The organism is Mycetocola miduiensis (assembly GCF_900115155.1).
In the GTDB taxonomy this organism is placed as follows: Bacteria; Actinomycetota; Actinomycetes; order Actinomycetales; family Microbacteriaceae; genus Mycetocola_A; species Mycetocola_A miduiensis.
In genome coordinates this window covers 1-15,159 of the sequence record NZ_FOVM01000010.1, presented here as the reverse complement: position 1 = coordinate 15,159, position 15,159 = coordinate 1, and the positions used below count along the sequence as shown (strand labels likewise).

Sequence of the window (15,159 nt, the reverse complement as noted above, 5' to 3'; positions counted from 1 at the left end):
GGTGTGGGGCAAGGAGAACAGCGCCAGATAAGGATGCTGCGGCCGTGGCGTCCTTTTCTCGCGCCTCTGTCCTTTCTCTCGGGCCTCTGTCCTTGCCTCGGGCTGCTTGGTCGCACGCAAATCAGGAGATCGTACGGTCATCAGGACCGAAGGGGCGGAAGCATCCTGATAGCCGTGCGATCTCCTGCACATCGTGCGTCGCGGCATCCGCCCTACTCGGGCAGTTCGTTCCCTTCGTTGTCGCAAACCGCGACATCGTCCAGACTCTCCCCCGTGCTCTGGAGCCAACGCTCCGTGGCTGCGACATAACGGCCCGCACACAACACCCCGCCCAGATAGACCTGGCCCCACTGCCGACGGTCGGGCAGCCGCGCCGTCACCTGGAATGGACTCCCGTGGTCGTCGATCGTCTGCGTCCGTATCTCGCCGTCCTCGAGAATGGACAGTTCGAGTTCGAAACTGCACAGATGCAGCTGCGTCGTTGCGGTGACGATAAACACTTGTTGCTCGTCCTGCTTGAGCGACATTGTGTTGTTGGCGAAGTACGGTTCCTCCTCGAAGGTGCCGTCCTCAACGTTCGTGGTTTTCGCGACCGGGTTGGGGTCGTCGAGGTCGAAGCTCAAGCGGGTGATGGACTCGCCGCCAGCCGGTGGTGAAATGAACAGCGCTCCGGAATACGGCGACTGCGAGCAGTCGCTGACCGGCGTCATATTGACGATTCGAACGGTGTCTGCCCTGTTCCCCGACAAGGCGAGCCGCACTTCGACGCTTCCCATGTCGACGGCGCCCTGGTCCACGAGCCACTGATCCTGTTCCCCCTGCTCGTTCAGGGTCTCAATCTGGTCGGGGCTGAACTCGAAAGGGAACGCCAGGTAGGAACCGACCCGCCAGATGGACACGTCGTCGACGCTCACTGCCTCACCCGACTGAGTGATCTGATTGATGCCTTTGCCGAACTGCGGGACCAGGGCGTTGGTCAGCGCGATGCCCAACGCTGCGACGACGATTCCGCCGAGCCACAGGATCGGGCGGAGAGCGAGCGGCTTCTTCTTGTCTGGTCCGGCCGGCTCCCGGGACGGGGTCTCTCCCGCATCATCGCTCATCATTCACCCGGATTCGACGGGTCGAGCAGATAGCAGATGCTCTGAACTCCGCTTACCGTGTTCTCGGTGAACTCGGCCTCGTCGACCGCCAGAGCGTCGGAGCCGGTGAAGACAACCTTTTCGGTGACGGTGCCGCTCTCGAAGAAGAACAATGCAGGGAATCCCTCTTCTGCGAAGACCTGCGCCTCCACTGCATCGACCGAGGCGAAAATCGCAGGGCCTTCCCGTGAATAGGTGACGGTTACCCCGTCTGTCGAGTGGAGATCGTATCCCTGCCCCGAAACATCCAACTCGTCGACAAAGGCATCCAGTCCGCCGCCATAGTCCCGAGCGATGTCCAGGGTGTAACTACCCCGGTATTCCACGAGGGTTGAGCCGTCGTCCCGGACGGTGGACGTGTACTCGAGGGTCCGAGAATCGCCTCCCATCACCGAAACGGTGCTGCCGCAGCCGGCAAATTCCACCGGCAGATAGAGAAGATCGGGTGCGGGCAAGAACTCCCCGCAGGTGTCAGGCGGCGGCCATTCGGTGTCCGGGCCGGGGGTGGAAGCGGAAGTCGCGCACTCGGTGGGAACACTCGACGGTGCAGGAGTGTCTGCCAGGAGTGGCGCGCACGCTGCCAGCACGAAGACCACCACAAGAATTGGCGCAACAGTTGAGATTCCGCGGCGCATGGCATCTCCTCCCGCCCTGAGCCAGGCGGCGTCGAACCGCTGCCTGGACTCTACGAAGCGGGCGTTACCGCGGCGTTACTGACGCCCATGCACACCGGCGTCCCGGCGGATCGCTGCAGAGGGAAGGACTTCCGCGCGCGCGGCGTTACATCCGAGCGTGACACTGAATTCCCCCACTCCTGCGCGCCTGGCTGACGTCGTCGTCATCGGCGCCGGGCAGGCCGGGCTTTCCGCTGCGTACCACCTGCAGCGCCGGGGTTTCGTGCCCGCGATCGGGCAGACGACGCCAACGGATGCCCGCACCTACGTCGTGCTGGACGCGGAGACCGGGCCGGGCGGTGCGTGGCGGCACCGCTGGAAGAGCCTGGTGATGGCGACCGTGAACGGGATCAGCGACCTCCCCGGGATCCCGAAACCCGATGTGGACCCCGCCCAGCCCAGTTCGGAGTTCCTGACCGGCTACTTCGACGGCTACGAGCGCGAGCTCGACCTCGCTATCGTCCGGCCGGTGCGGGTCACTCACGTGCACCGCGAAGACGAAGATCCGGACGGGCGACTGCGCATCGATTCGGATGCCGGCAGCTGGTCGGCACGCGCGGTGATCAACGCCACCGGAACGTGGACCCGCCCGTTCTGGCCCCTCTACCCAGGCCAGTCGACGTTCCGTGGCCGCCAACTGCACGTCGCCGACTACGTCTCCCGGGATGAGTTCGCCGGCAAGCACGTCGTCGTTGTCGGCGGCGGGATCTCGGCCGTCCAGCTGCTCGATGAGATCTCGGCGGTCGCGACCACGAGCTGGTTCACCCGACGGGAACCCGTCTGGCGCCATGCGGATTTCGACAGCACAGCGGGCTCCGCCGCTGTCGCGCTCGTCGAGGAACGGGTCCGTCAGGGACTGCCGCCGCAGAGCGTCGTTTCGGTCACCGGGCTCATCTGGACCCCCGCGCTGCGGGCGGCGGCGTCCCGCGGCGTGCTGGAGCGGCATCCGATGTTCGCCTCGATCGAACCGGACGGCGTCCGCCTCACCGACGGCTCCTTCCAGCGGGCGGATGTGATCCTCTGGGCGACCGGGTTCCGTGCGGCCCTCGACCACCTCTCTCCCTTGCACCTGCGGATGCCGGGCGGCGGCATCGTCATGGACGGCACAGCTGTCGCAACGGACCGCCGCGTGCACCTTGTCGGGTACGGTCCGTCGTCGTCCACGATCGGCGCCAACCGCGCCGGCCGGGCGGCGGTCGCCGGCATCGTGAAACTGCTCGATACGGACGACGCCGTGACCGATCGGGTCGTTTCACTCGCCGACGCGGGTGTTTCGACCGCGCGCGGGTGAAAAAAGGCCCGCGCGGCGCAGGAACACCCGCGCACGAGCCCAGCCCCCGGCATCCCTCGACGCCGAACGCCCGCCGCGTCACAGGACGGGCGGGCGTTCAGGAGGGGTTCTAGCCGTTCGCCTGCGCGATCTTGCCGAGCAGGCCGTTCACGAAACCGGCCGAGTCATCCGTCGACAGAGTCTTGGCGGATTCAACGGCCTCATCGATGGCGACGGCCGCGGGGATCTCGTCGTTGAAGAGAACCTCCCACACGCCGATCCGGAGAATCGCACGGTCGACAGCGGGCATCCGCGCGAGCGTCCAGCCCTGCGCGTAGGTCTCGATCTGCTCGTCGATTTCTTCGGCGTTATCGATGATTCCGTCGACGATGTCGCGGGCGTAGAGCCAGGATGCTTCACGCTGCGGTTCGCTCGCCGCACGCTGCGCCTCGACAGTCAGGGCGTCGCGCAACGGCATCTCACGGAGGTCGGCACCATAAAGAATGTCGAGAGCCCTCTTGCGGGCTTTACTACGGGCGCTCACTAGTCGTTGACGCGGCCCATGTAGTCACCGGTGCGGGTGTCGACCTTGACCTTGGTGCCCTGTTCGAGGAACAGCGGAACCTGGATCTCGTAGCCGGTCTCGACGGTGGCGGGCTTGGTGCCGCCGGTCGATCGGTCGCCCTGCAGGCCCGGCTCCGTGTACGTGATCTCGAGCGTGACGGATGCGGGCAGCTCGACGTACAGCGGGTTGCCGTTGTTGAGAGCGATGGTGACGGCCTGGTTCTCGAGCATGAAGTTTGCGGCGTCGCCGACGATCGTGCCGGGGACGGTGAGCTGGTCGTAGTCGGCGACGTCCATGAATACGAAGGACTCACCATCCTGGTACAGGTAGGTGAAGTCGCGGCGGTCGACGTTCTCGATCTCGATCTTCGTGCCGGCGTTGTATGTCCGGTCGACGGTCTTGCCCGAGACGACGTTCTTCAGCTTGGTGCGGACGAAAGCGCCGCCCTTGCCCGGCTTGACGTGCTGGAATTCGATGACGTTCCAGAGCTGGCCGTCGATGTTGAGGACGATTCCGTTGCGGATGTCGGCGGTAGATGCCATGAAGAGGGGGTTCCATTTCAGTGGGAAGAGGTCCGGCCCGACGGGGCCGTCTCAGGAAGTTTACCTGCCGCACGACCCGTCGCCAAAGACGCCGCTAACCGGGATACCTGGGAACGGTCAGCCGGCGCGGGTGACCGCTGTCAGAGCGAGGCGGTAGGAGTCGAAACCGAAACCGGCGATGACGCCGGTCGCGACACCGGAGATGACGCTCGTGTGGCGGAAGGTCTCGCGCGCGTGGGGGTTGGAGATGTGGACCTCGACGAGCGGCAGGCCGGCCTTCGAAACGAGAGCGGCAGCATCCCGCAGCGCGTAGCTGTAATGGGTGAATGCTGCCGGGTTGAGGATCACCGGGAATCCGGAGTCGACGGCCTCATAGATCCAGCCGATGAGCTCAGCCTCGTCGTTGGTCTGCCGCAGGTCGATGGTGACACCGTCAGGGGCGTCGGCGGTCAGGAGCGCACAGAGGTCGTCGAGGTCGCCGCTGCCGTAAACATCGGGCTCGCGCGAACCGAGCCGGCCGAGGTTGGGGCCGTTGAGGACGAGGACTGTTGTCATGACTATGAGCCGATCTCCTGGTAGGCGGCGAAGAGCAGGGCGGTTTCGGGCCCGGCGAGCACCGTGGGCTTGGCGAGGTCGTCGAGCACGATGAAGCGGAGCATCCCCGCCCGCGCCTTCTTGTCGCGCTGCATCGTCGCGAGAAGCGTGTTCCAGCGCCCGACGGGGTACTCGGTGGGCAGATTGAGCGAGTCGAGGATGCTCCGGTGCCGGTCGGCGACCGCATCGGGCAGGCGTCCAGCCAGCCGGGATAGCTCGGCAGCAAACATCATGCCGACCGAAACCGCGGCTCCGTGGCGCCACTGGTACCGTTCGGCGTGTTCGATCGCGTGCCCGAGGGTGTGCCCGTAGTTAAGGATCTCGCGCACACCACCCTCCTTGAAGTCCTCGCTGACCACACGCGCCTTGAGCGCAATCGACAGTTCGACGACGCGGCGGAACTCGTCGGTGGTCGGGTCGGTGACGACGTCGACGTCTGCCTCGATGAGGTCGAGGATCTCCGGCTCGGCGATGAAACCGCACTTCACGATCTCGGCAAACCCGGCGAGGATTTCGTTCCTGGGTAGCGTGTCAAGCAGGTCGAGGTCGGCGATCACCCCGGCTGGGGCGTAGAAGGCGCCGACGAGGTTCTTGCCTTCGTTGGTGTTGATTCCGGTCTTGCCGCCGACGGCCGCATCGACCATGCCCGCAACAGAGGTCGGAACCTGTACAAGCCGCACACCGCGGAGCCAGGTGGCTGCGACGAAGCCGGCGACGTCGGTCGTGGCTCCCCCGCCGAACCCGATCACGGCGTCGGTGCGGGTGAAGTCCGCCTGCCCCATGATCTGCCAGCAGAACGCGGCGACCTCGACACGTTTGCCGGTCTCGGCATCCGGAATTTCGGCGAGCAGCACCTGGTACCGGTCGGCGAGGCTCGCCCGCAGCTGTTCCGCTTTCTCACCGAGAGTCGGCGGGTGAACGAGGAGGATTTTTGCCACCTGGTCGCCCAGCATGGCTGGAAGACGGTCGAGGATGCCGCGGCCCACCTCGATGCTGTACGCATCGGTTCCGGTGACCTCTATCGTCGTGATGGTGCTCATGCGTGTCCTCTCGCCCAGTCTGCGATTCGTTCGGCGATGCGCTCGATCGGCTCGCTCGAGGTGTCAAAACTGAATGTCGCCAATCGGTCATAAATCGGGCGGCGTTCGTCGTAGATACGCTGCCAGTCGCCTGTGCCGTTCTTCAGCAGCGGCCGCTTGTCGGTGCGGATGCGCGCGGCGACCGCCTCACCTGTGACGGTGAGCAGCACGACGGTGCACCCGGCCAGGTCCCGCTGTGTGTCGGGGTGGAGCACCGCTCCTCCACCGAGCGAGACCACAGCGGGTTCCGCCAGCGCAGCGGCGACGGCGTCCCGCTCGAGTTCACGGAACGCCGGCTCACCGCGTTCGGCGAAGATCTCGGTGATCGCGCCGTGGTCGGCGACGATGCGCTTGTCGGTGTCGATGAACGGCACCTCGAGCGCACGCGCCACACGGCGGCCGATCTTCGTCTTCCCTGCTCCCATCGGTCCGATCAAAACGAGGGGCAGCGGCAGCGCCGGCGTGCTCACGGGATGTCTGGTGTCGATACCGTCGCGGTCTTCAGCCCAGCCGGGATCGCCGCGAGGTACGACTGGAGGTTGCGCTTCGTCTCTTCAACGGCGTCTCCCCCGAATTTCTCGAGGACACTGTTGGCGAGGACGAGCGCCACCATGGCCTCAGCCACGACACCGGCTGCGGGGACGGCACAGACGTCTGAGCGCTGGTGGTGGGCTCCGGCGGCCTCGCCGGTGGCGACGTCGACGGTGCGCAACGAGTGAGGGATGGTGGCGATGGGCTTCATTCCGGCGCGGACGCGCAAGACGGTGCCCGTGCTCATGCCGCCTTCGGTTCCACCGGCTTTGTCGCTCGACCGGACGATCTCGTCGTCGATCGCGAAGAGTTCATCGTGTGCTGCGGACCCGCGACGGGTCGTGGTGAGGAATCCGTCTCCCACCTCGACGCCCTTGATGGCCTGGATGCCCATCAGCGCCTGGGCGAGCTGGCCGTCGAGGCGGCGGTCCCAGTGCACGTGCGATCCGAGCCCGGGCGGCAGCCCGTAGGCGAGGACCTCGACGACGCCGCCGAGCGTGTCACCGTCCTTCTTCGCAGCGTCGACCTCGGCGACCATCAGTTCCGAGGTGGCCGGGTCGAAGCAGCGCAGCGGATCGGCGTCGAGCCGGTCGACGTCGGACGGGGTCGGAAGCGCGCTGTTCTCCGGCACGCGGACGGGCCCGATCGACAGGGTGTGGCTCACGAGCGTGATGCCGAGTTCGGCGAGGAAGCCGCGCGCGACGGCGCCGAGGGCGACCCTCGCCGCGGTCTCCCGCGCACTGGCGCGTTCGAGGATGGGACGGGCTTCATCGAAGTTGTACTTCTGCATGCCGACGAGGTCGGCGTGCCCGGGGCGGGGACGGGTCAGCGGCGCACTGCGGCCGCGGGACTTCTCGGTTTCCTCAACCGGTTCCGGGTTCATCACCTCGACCCACTTCGGCCACTCGGTGTTCCCGATGCGCACCGCGACAGGGCTCCCCAGGCTGAAGCCGTGGCGCACACCTCCCGAGATGTTCAACTCGTCCTGTTCGAACTTCATCCGCGATCCGCGCCCGTAGCCGAGCTTGCGGCGGGCGAGGTCGGCGCGAATGGCGTCGAGGGAGACGGGAACGCCGGCGGGAAGACCCTCGACGATTGCAATGAGTTCCGGGCCGTGAGACTCTCCGGCAGTGAGCCAACGAAGCATGGCTCTATCCTTTCACAGCGCCCGGCCTCGCTCGGACGGCCCCAGGGGCATCAGGCGTTCGGGCGCCCGCTCATGTCGAGACCGACGGATGCCAGCATGGCGGCGAGTACGTTCTCCTCGTCTTCCACGGGCTGGAACGGATCGTTGAATGCGAAGATGCGGACCTGTATGAGGGCCTGGTGGACGAGCATCGACAGTCCGTTCGCGACCGGGCCGCCTGCATCCGCCCACCTCGACGCGAGCTCACTCGGCCACGGATCGTAGGCGACATCGAGCAGCGCAGCCCCTGCAATCACGGGCACCGGGTAGCTCACAGGGGGCGGTGATCCGCCTGGGAGGGTGTTGACGACGAGCTGTGGCTGAGGGAGGCGCCCGACGTCCTCGAACCGGACCAGGTCGACCGTGAGGCCGGCCCGGTGGCCAAGCGCGATCAGGGACTCGGATTTGCCCGGTGACCTGGCGAGGACCGACACGGAGAGCGCGCCGAGTTCAGCAGCGGCGACGACGGCGCTGGCAGCTGTCGCTCCCCCGCCGAGGACGTGGACGTGTGGGGCCACGGTGACACCGACCGCGGCCAGGGCGCGGGTGATGCCTGCGACGTCGGTGTTGTAGCCGAACAGGGTGCGTTCCGCGCCCGACCCGACGAATCGCAGGGTGTTGACGGCGCCGGTGAGCTCGGCCATGGCGTCGCGCGTGTTGGCGAGTTGGTAAGCGGCCTGTTTCAGCGGCATGGTCAGGGACAGTCCCCGCCAGTCGTCGTCGAGGCTACGTATGACGCCGGGCAGGTCGGCGGCGATGACGTCGCGGGAGCCGTACTCCCAGTCGAAACCGAGCAGGTGATACGCCGTCCGGTGCAGGATCGGCGATCGTGAGTGGGCGATCGGCGAACCGTAGACGGCAAGGCGCGCAACCATCAGCAGCCTTTGTCCGGGTTCGCCTTGCACCAGGCCCTCAGCTGTTTGACCGCTGCGTCGTGTTCGGCCAGCGTGTTCGTGAACACCGTCTCACCGGTCTCGAGGTTCACCGTGACGAAGAACAGCCAGCTGCCTTCTGCAGGCGCCATGGCGGCGGCGATCGCGGCGTCGCCGGGGCTCGCGATGGGACCGACGGGCAGTCCGGGGCGCACGTAGGTGTTCCACGGATTGTCGGATTCGAGTGCCTCCTTGGTCGACCAGACCGTTCCCGGCTCTGCGTTCTCGCCGTACTGGGCCGTCGAGTCCATCTCGAGGTTCATGTTCGCAGCGAGACGGTTGGAGATGACGCGGCTGACCTTGTAGAAGTCCTCGTCGTGGCGGGCTTCACGCTGAATGATGGACGCGATGGTCAGGATGCGTTCCCGGTCCTCCACAGGGACGCCGGCGTCGTCGAGCGATTGAATGCTGCGGTCGACGAGCACCTGAATGACATCCTGCGCGCTCAAGTCGGGGTCGAAGGTGTACAAGGCAGGGAACAGCCAGCCCTCGATCGACGGCGCCGTGGCGGGGATGCCGTAGGCGGTCGGGTCGGCGACAGCCGCCTGGAGCTCTTCGAGCGGGATCTCGGTTCCGGCGGAGATCTCGGCGAGGATTTCGGCGCCGGTGATGCCCTCGCGTATTAGTACCGTTCGTTCGACCTTGTTCGCCGGGTCGAGCAATGCGTCGAGTGCTGTCTGCGCGCTCATTTTCTTCGCCAGTTTGTATACGCCCGGGTGGAAGACCGGTTCGGAACCCTGGGTGAGGAGCAGTTCGTAGAAGGCGTCTGTGGTCTTCGTGACCCCGCGGTTCTTCAGCGTCCTGGCAATGTCGATGCCGGTGTCGCCGGCGGAGATGAAGACCATCGCCTCGCCACTGCCCGAGCCCTCGTAGTCGATCGGTTCCTGCCAGCCCATCACCTTCCGGATCTGGGGCTCGAACGTGTTCCAGACGTACAGTCCGCCTCCGCCGATGCCGCCGACGAGCACAAGGACGACGAGCGCGGCGATCCACCCAGTCCGCTTGCGTTTTTCTCTCGGCGGGTAGTCGGGGGCGTCAGTTGCGCGCCGCGCCGGCCGGTCCTGAACAGGCGGGTCTGCTGGCTCTTCAACGGCATCGGGAACGGTTTCGGTCCCAGGCTTGGGTGCGGCGGAAGCCCGCGCCCGCTCGGCCTGTTCGCGTGCTTCACGCCGCGACATCGGGGGTGGGTTCCCGGCTGAGGCCGACTCCGACCCGGCGGGCGTGTCCGGTGCGTCTGATCCGAAAATGGCGTCGAACGCATCGTCACGCGGCGTCTGTTCAGTCACGTACTAGGGTCCTTCGTTCGTGCCGACGAGAGAGCCGGGTGGCAGCGCACTGCCACGCTCGGTATCGAGGGCATGTTGCAAGATTATGACGGCGGCAACCTGATCGACAATGCCACGTGATCCCTTTTGCCGTTTACCTGAGGTCCGCAGCGCCGAGTGCGCCGACACCGTCGACAGCCGTTCGTCGACGAGGCGGACCGGGATGGCGGATGCTGTCGCCAGCGCGGTCGCGAATGCCACGGCATCGTCGGTCGATGCCGTGTGCCCGCCGTGCAGGGCGAGCGGCAGGCCGACGACGATCTCGATCGGGTTCAGCTCTTCGGTGATCTGCAGGATCCGACGGATGTCAGCGTCGCCGGTGGCCGCGCGCGGAACCGTTTCGACCGGGGTCGCGAGCATGGCATGCGCATCCGACCTGGCAACACCGATCCGCGCCTTGCCGACATCAATGCCGACCCGGACGCCACTGCGCATACCAGCCACGGTTTAGCGGGCGACCGCGTCGACGATCGCCGACAACGCTGACGGGATGGCTGTGGCATCCGACCCGCCACCCTGTGCCAGGTCGTCCTTGCCGCCCCCGCCGCCACCGAGGATGCCGGCAGCGGTGCGGGCCAGCTGGCCTGCCCTCGCCCCGAGCTTCCTGGCTGCGTCGTTGGTGGCCACGATGACGATCGGCCGGTCGTTGACGGTAGCGGCCAGTGCGACGACGGATGCTTCGGTGCCCAGGCGTTCACGGACGCCGGTCACAAGCGCGCGGAGGTCGTCTGCCGACGCAAGGGTGCCGAGTGCTTCGGCGACGATGCGGTAACCGCCGCCGTCGCGCGCGCTGGACAGGAGTGCCGGGATGCGCTCGGAGAGCGCACGAGCCTCGAAGGACTGGATCTTCTTCTCGGCCTGCTTGAGGTTCGCGACGAGTTCCGCAATCCGGTCGGGCAGCTGGTCTCTCGGGGTCTTGAGCGACGAGGTGAGCTGTGACACGATCGCCCGCTCGGCAGCGAGGTCGCGGAACGCCTCGAGCCCGACGAGCGATTCGACACGGCGGTTCGTTGAGCCGACGCTGGATTCGCTGACGAGGTTGATCATGCCGATCTCGGCGCTCGATGCGACGTGGGTTCCGGCGCAGAGTTCGCGCGACCACGGGCCGCCGATGTCGACGACACGGACCACGTCGCCGTATTTCTCACCGAACAGCGCCATCGCGCCGAGCGACTTCGCTTCGTCGAGCGGCAGTTCACGGGTGACGACCTCGAGGTTGTCACGGATCGCGTTGTTCGAGACCTCTTCGATCTCGGAACGGGTTTCGGGAGACAGCCCTGAGTTCCAGGTGAAGTCGAGACGCAGGTAGCCGGCCTTGTTGTACGAACCGGACTGGTGTGCGTTCGGGCCGAGGATCTGACGCAGTGCGGCGTGGATGATGTGGGTTCCGGAGTGGGCCTGTTTTGCCCCACGGCGGTAGTTCGCGTCGACGACGCTGCGGGCAAGGCTGCCGACGCCCACTTCTCCGCTGGAGACCTGGACCTTGTGGCTGATCAGTCCCTTGACCGGTTTCTGGACGTCGAGGACGTCGAGTTCGTAGCCCGGGCCGACGATGAGCCCCTGGTCTGCTTCCTGGCCGCCGGACTCCGCGTACAACGTCGTTTCGGCGAGGATCACTTCGGCGATGTCGCCGGCGACTGCGGTCGTCACGGAGTGCCCGTCGACGATGAGGCCGAGAATGCGTGATTCGGTTTCGAGGTCGGTGTAGCCGGTGAAAATCGTCTCACCCTGTGCACGGAACGCGCTGTAGACCGACAGGTCGGCGAGGGCCGTCTTTTTGGCTTTCGCGTCGGCCTTGGCCATCGAACGCTGCTTCGCCATCAACGAGTCGAATGCGGTGCGGTCGACGGACAGCCCGGCTTCCTCGGCGATCTCGAGGGTCAGGTCGATCGGGAACCCGTAGGTGTCGTGGAGCAGGAAGGCGGTGTCGCCCGGGAGCTTTCCGCTGCCGGTGTCCTTGGTCTTGGTGACGGCGAGGTCGAGGATTGTCGTGCCGCCTGCGAGGGTGCGGAGGAATGTTTCCTCCTCGCCGAACGCAGCCTGGGAGATCCGGTTGTAGTCGTGTTCGACCTCGGGGTACGAGGACTTCATGGCGTCACGGGATGCAGCGAAGAGCTCGGGGAACGACGCTCCGTCGACGCCGAGCAGGCGCATGGCGCGCACCGTGCGGCGCATCAGGCGGCGGAGGATGTAACCGCGGCCTTCGTTTGACGGGGATACCCCGTCGCTCATCAGCATCAGTGAACTGCGCACGTGGTCGGCGATGACGCGCATTCGCACGTCGTCCGAGTGATCGGCGCCGTAGCGGCGCCCGGAGAGCTCCGCTGCGCGGTCGAGAACGGGGCGGATCTGGTCGATCTCGTACATGTTCTCGACGCCCTGCTTGAGGAACGCGACTCGTTCGAGTCCCATGCCGGTGTCGATGTTCTTTCTCGGCAGCTCGCTGACGATCCGGAAGTCGGTCTTCGAACGGACGTCGCCGATCAGGTACTGCATGAACACGAGGTTCCAGATTTCGACGTAACGGTCGTCATCCGTCGCCGGTCCGCCGTCGGCGCCGTACGCCGGTCCGCGGTCGAAGAAGATTTCCGAGCAGGGGCCGGCAGGGCCTGGCTGGCCGGTGTGCCAGTAGTTGGTGTCTTTGTCGAGTCGCTGGATGCGTTCCTCTGGCAGCCCGGCGATCTTCTTCCACAGCGCGATGGCTTCGTCGTCGTCCTTGTAGACGGTGACCCAGAGGTCCTTCTCGTCGAAGCCGTAGCCTCCGTCGCTCTCCGACGTGGTGAGGAGTTCCCACGCGTGCGTGATCGCGCCCTCCTTGAAATAGTCGCCGAAGGAGAAGTTTCCGTTCATCTGAAAGAAGGTGCCGTGGCGCGGGGTTTTGCCGACCTCTTCGATGTCATTGGTGCGGATGCACTTCTGAACGCTCGTCGCACGCGGGTATGGCGCAGGCACCAGACCGGTGAGGTACGGAACGAATGGGACCATGCCGGCGACGGTGAACAGCAGCGACGGGTCATCGGAGACCAGCGAGGCTGAAGGGACGACGGTGTGGCCGCGCTCGGCAAAGAAATCAAGCCAGCGCTGGCGAATATCAGCGGTTCTCATGGGTCCGTTCGGAGAAGTTCAGGGGTGCGTCGAAGCGCGTGGATCAGTTTTTGTTGAGGTCGCCGAGCGCGTCTTCAGCATTACGGGCGAGGTCATCGATCTTGTCGCGAAGCTCGGCTTCGCGCTCTTTGTACGCGTCCGCGACGGTTTCGCTGAACTCGCGAAGCTTGATGTCGAGGTCGGCGAAGAATTCCTTGCCGCGCTGCGTTTTGTTGATCTCGTGGGCGACCACGAAACCGGCGCCGATGCCTGCGATCAACCAGAGCAGGTTCTTCATAGGGGCTCCTCCATTTACTGTGGGGCGGTGCTTTGCAAGCTATTCATCTTATCGGGCAAGTCATGGACCCCGCCGAATGCCGGCTGGGACGCGAAAACGGGGCCGCGGCAAAGCCACGACCCCGTTCTGCTGATAAGCGAATGCTTAGCGAGCTGCGTAGTACTCCACGACGAACTGCACTTCACAGGTCACGGGGACCTCGGCACGCTTCGGGGCGCGAACAAGGCGAGCCTGGAGCTTGTCGAGTTCGACCTCGAGGTACGGCGGGAGCTTCGGGAGAACGTCGACGTGTCCGCCGGCCGCTGCAACCTGGAACGGCTCGGTGCCTTCGCTCCGGGCCTTGACGTGGATGAGCTGGCCCGGCTTCACGCGGAAGGACGGACGGTCGACGAGCTGGCCGTCGACGAGGATGTGGCGGTGCACAACCATCTGGCGGGCCTGCGCGGTGGTGCGGGCGATGGCCGAACGCACGAGGAGAGCGTCGAGACGGGTCTCAAGGATCTCGACGAGGTTCTCACCGGTCAGTCCCTTGATGCGACGAGCCTCTTCGAACGCGATCTTCAGCTGCTTCTCGCGGATGCCGTACTGGGCGCGCAGGCGCTGCTTCTCGCGAAGACGCACAGCATAGTCGGAATCGGTCTTGCGCTTGGTGCGGCCGTGCTCACCGGGAGCGTATGGGCGCTTCTCAAGGTACTTCGCTGCCTTCGGGGTGAGGGCGATGCCCAGTGCCCGGGACAGGCGGGTCTTGCTGCGTGTACGTGACTTGGTAGACACGGTTTCCTTTCGATGGAATCTCAAACTGGATGTGCCGGCACGCGCGAAGGCGAGCCGGAAAGTCAGAGGGGTGAGCCAGGGGTGTTCGGCTAATGAACACGTCCGTCAACCAGGGTTCTCGCGCAGCCGCACGCTCAAACCGGGTCTAGGCCAGCAACAAGCCTAACACGAGGACGGATCAGCCACGCCCCCCGCGCACGATCCGGAGCAGCTTCGCCAGCCGTGACGAAACATCCCGTTCGTGGCCGTGCTGGGTGGGCTGGTAATAGCGGACGCCCCGGAGTTCGTCTGGGAGGTATTGCTGCTCCACCACGCCGACCTCGGCATCGTGAGGGTACCGGTAGCCCTTGCCGTGGCCGAGCCGCTTCGCCCCGGCATAGTGGGCGTCGCGCATGGGCTTCGGCACGCGGCCGAAATTGCCGGCGCGTACGTCGGCGATGGCGCGGTCGATTGCGACGTATGAGGCATTCGACTTCGCGGCCGTTGCGAGGTACACGACAGCTTCCGCGAGTGGGATCCGACCTTCGGGCATACCGATGAACTGCACGGAGTCCGCCGCAGCGACGGCAATGACGAGAGCGTTCGGGTCGGCCATCCCGATGTCTTCAGCAGCTGAAACGATGATCCGGCGGGAAATGAAGCGGGGGTCCTCCCCCGCCTCGATCATCCGTGCGAGGTAATGCAGCGCAGCGTCGACGTCGGATCCGCGGATGGACTTGATGAAGGCGCTGATGACGTCGTAGTGCTCGTCTCCGTTCCGGTCATACCGGAGCAGGGCACGATCGACAGCCGACGACACCACTTCTGCTGTGATCACCGGGCGATGGCTCGAGGGTTCGGCCGGCGCCTCGCCGGTGCCATCGAGATCGGCGTCTTCGCGAGCGCCGTCGTCGAGCTCGTCGTCGCCGTCGGAATCCTGCGGCGCATCGGCGCTCGTGAGCGAGTCCGCGCTGACGGATGCCGCCTCCAGCGCCGTCAGCGCGCGACGGGCGTCCCCGGACGCCAGCCGAATGATCGTGTCGCGGGCGTCTGCGGTGACCTCGAACCGGCCGCCGAGGCCGCGAGGGTCGTCGATGGCCCGGTCGAGGACGACGCGCAGGTCGTCGTCGCTGAGCTGCTCAAGAGTCAGTAGAAGGGAACGGGAGAGTAATGGCGAGATCACC

General features: G+C 65.8%; 16 protein-coding genes. 1 reads left to right on the top strand and 15 read right to left on the bottom strand.

Going from position 1 to position 15,159, the window contains the following annotated elements; all coding sequences use genetic code 11:
• Window positions 1-212: 212 nt before the first annotated feature.
• A complete protein-coding gene (locus BM197_RS14505; protein ID WP_090712789.1) occupies window positions 213-1,106 on the bottom strand; it encodes a hypothetical protein in 894 nt (297 codons plus the stop codon).
• Window positions 1,103-1,777, bottom strand: coding sequence for a hypothetical protein (locus BM197_RS14500; RefSeq protein WP_090712787.1), 675 nt, complete (start codon window positions 1,775-1,777; stop codon window positions 1,103-1,105). Before BM197_RS14500 ends, BM197_RS14505 begins: the two co-directional genes overlap by 4 nt.
• 163 nt (window positions 1,778-1,940) lie before the next feature.
• Between BM197_RS14500 and BM197_RS14495 the strand changes: the two genes are divergently transcribed.
• On the top strand, window positions 1,941-3,107 hold the full coding sequence (locus BM197_RS14495; RefSeq protein ID WP_090712953.1) for an FAD-dependent oxidoreductase: 1,167 nt from the start codon (window positions 1,941-1,943) through the stop codon (window positions 3,105-3,107).
• A gap of 109 nt (window positions 3,108-3,216) precedes the next feature.
• Here BM197_RS14495 and nusB read toward each other — a convergent pair whose 3' ends face one another.
• The 13 genes from nusB to BM197_RS14430 form a co-directional block, all read right to left on the bottom strand.
• Window positions 3,217-3,630, bottom strand: a complete 414-nt coding sequence (gene nusB / locus BM197_RS14490; protein ID WP_090712785.1) for a transcription antitermination factor NusB — start codon at window positions 3,628-3,630, stop codon at window positions 3,217-3,219.
• A complete protein-coding gene (efp, locus tag BM197_RS14485) occupies window positions 3,630-4,193 on the bottom strand; it encodes an elongation factor P (RefSeq protein ID WP_090712783.1) in 564 nt (187 codons plus the stop codon). Before efp ends, nusB begins: the two co-directional genes overlap by 1 nt.
• A 117-nt stretch (window positions 4,194-4,310) precedes the next feature.
• Window positions 4,311-4,748 carry a type II 3-dehydroquinate dehydratase gene (locus BM197_RS14480; RefSeq protein ID WP_090712781.1) on the bottom strand — a complete coding sequence of 146 codons (438 nt, stop codon included), beginning with the start codon at window positions 4,746-4,748 and terminating at the stop codon, window positions 4,311-4,313.
• A 2-nt stretch (window positions 4,749-4,750) separates the two neighbouring features.
• A complete protein-coding gene (gene aroB / locus BM197_RS14475; RefSeq protein ID WP_090712779.1) occupies window positions 4,751-5,827 on the bottom strand; it encodes a 3-dehydroquinate synthase in 1,077 nt (358 codons plus the stop codon).
• Complete coding sequence (locus BM197_RS14470; protein ID WP_245762563.1) at window positions 5,824-6,336, bottom strand: shikimate kinase; 513 nt, start codon at window positions 6,334-6,336, stop codon at window positions 5,824-5,826. Before BM197_RS14470 ends, aroB begins: the two co-directional genes overlap by 4 nt.
• Window positions 6,333-7,544, bottom strand: coding sequence for a chorismate synthase (gene aroC, locus BM197_RS14465; RefSeq protein ID WP_090712777.1), 1,212 nt, complete (start codon window positions 7,542-7,544; stop codon window positions 6,333-6,335). Before aroC ends, BM197_RS14470 begins: the two co-directional genes overlap by 4 nt.
• Before the next feature lie 50 nt (window positions 7,545-7,594).
• Complete coding sequence (locus tag BM197_RS14460) at window positions 7,595-8,458, bottom strand: shikimate dehydrogenase family protein (protein WP_090712776.1); 864 nt, start codon at window positions 8,456-8,458, stop codon at window positions 7,595-7,597.
• Window positions 8,458-9,801: an endolytic transglycosylase MltG gene (gene mltG / locus BM197_RS14455; RefSeq protein ID WP_245762562.1), complete on the bottom strand. Its 1,344-nt coding sequence runs from the start codon at window positions 9,799-9,801 to the stop codon at window positions 8,458-8,460. The genes BM197_RS14460 and mltG overlap by 1 nt, the downstream gene beginning before the upstream one ends.
• A gap of 3 nt (window positions 9,802-9,804) precedes the next feature.
• The gene (ruvX, locus tag BM197_RS14450) at window positions 9,805-10,275 is read right to left on the bottom strand and encodes a Holliday junction resolvase RuvX (protein ID WP_090712775.1); all 471 of its coding nucleotides are present in this window, start codon (window positions 10,273-10,275) and stop codon (window positions 9,805-9,807) included.
• 12 nt (window positions 10,276-10,287) lie between these two features.
• On the bottom strand, window positions 10,288-12,945 hold the full coding sequence (gene alaS / locus BM197_RS14445) for an alanine--tRNA ligase (protein ID WP_090712774.1): 2,658 nt from the start codon (window positions 12,943-12,945) through the stop codon (window positions 10,288-10,290).
• 43 nt (window positions 12,946-12,988) lie between these two features.
• Window positions 12,989-13,222, bottom strand: a complete 234-nt coding sequence (locus tag BM197_RS14440; RefSeq protein ID WP_090712773.1) for a hypothetical protein — start codon at window positions 13,220-13,222, stop codon at window positions 12,989-12,991.
• Between the two features lie 144 nt (window positions 13,223-13,366).
• Window positions 13,367-13,996, bottom strand: coding sequence for a 30S ribosomal protein S4 (gene rpsD, locus BM197_RS14435; protein WP_090712772.1), 630 nt, complete (start codon window positions 13,994-13,996; stop codon window positions 13,367-13,369).
• A gap of 178 nt (window positions 13,997-14,174) precedes the next feature.
• Window positions 14,175-15,159 (bottom strand): AAA family ATPase (locus BM197_RS14430; RefSeq protein ID WP_143095087.1); only part of this gene is annotated, 985 nt, incomplete at its 5' end.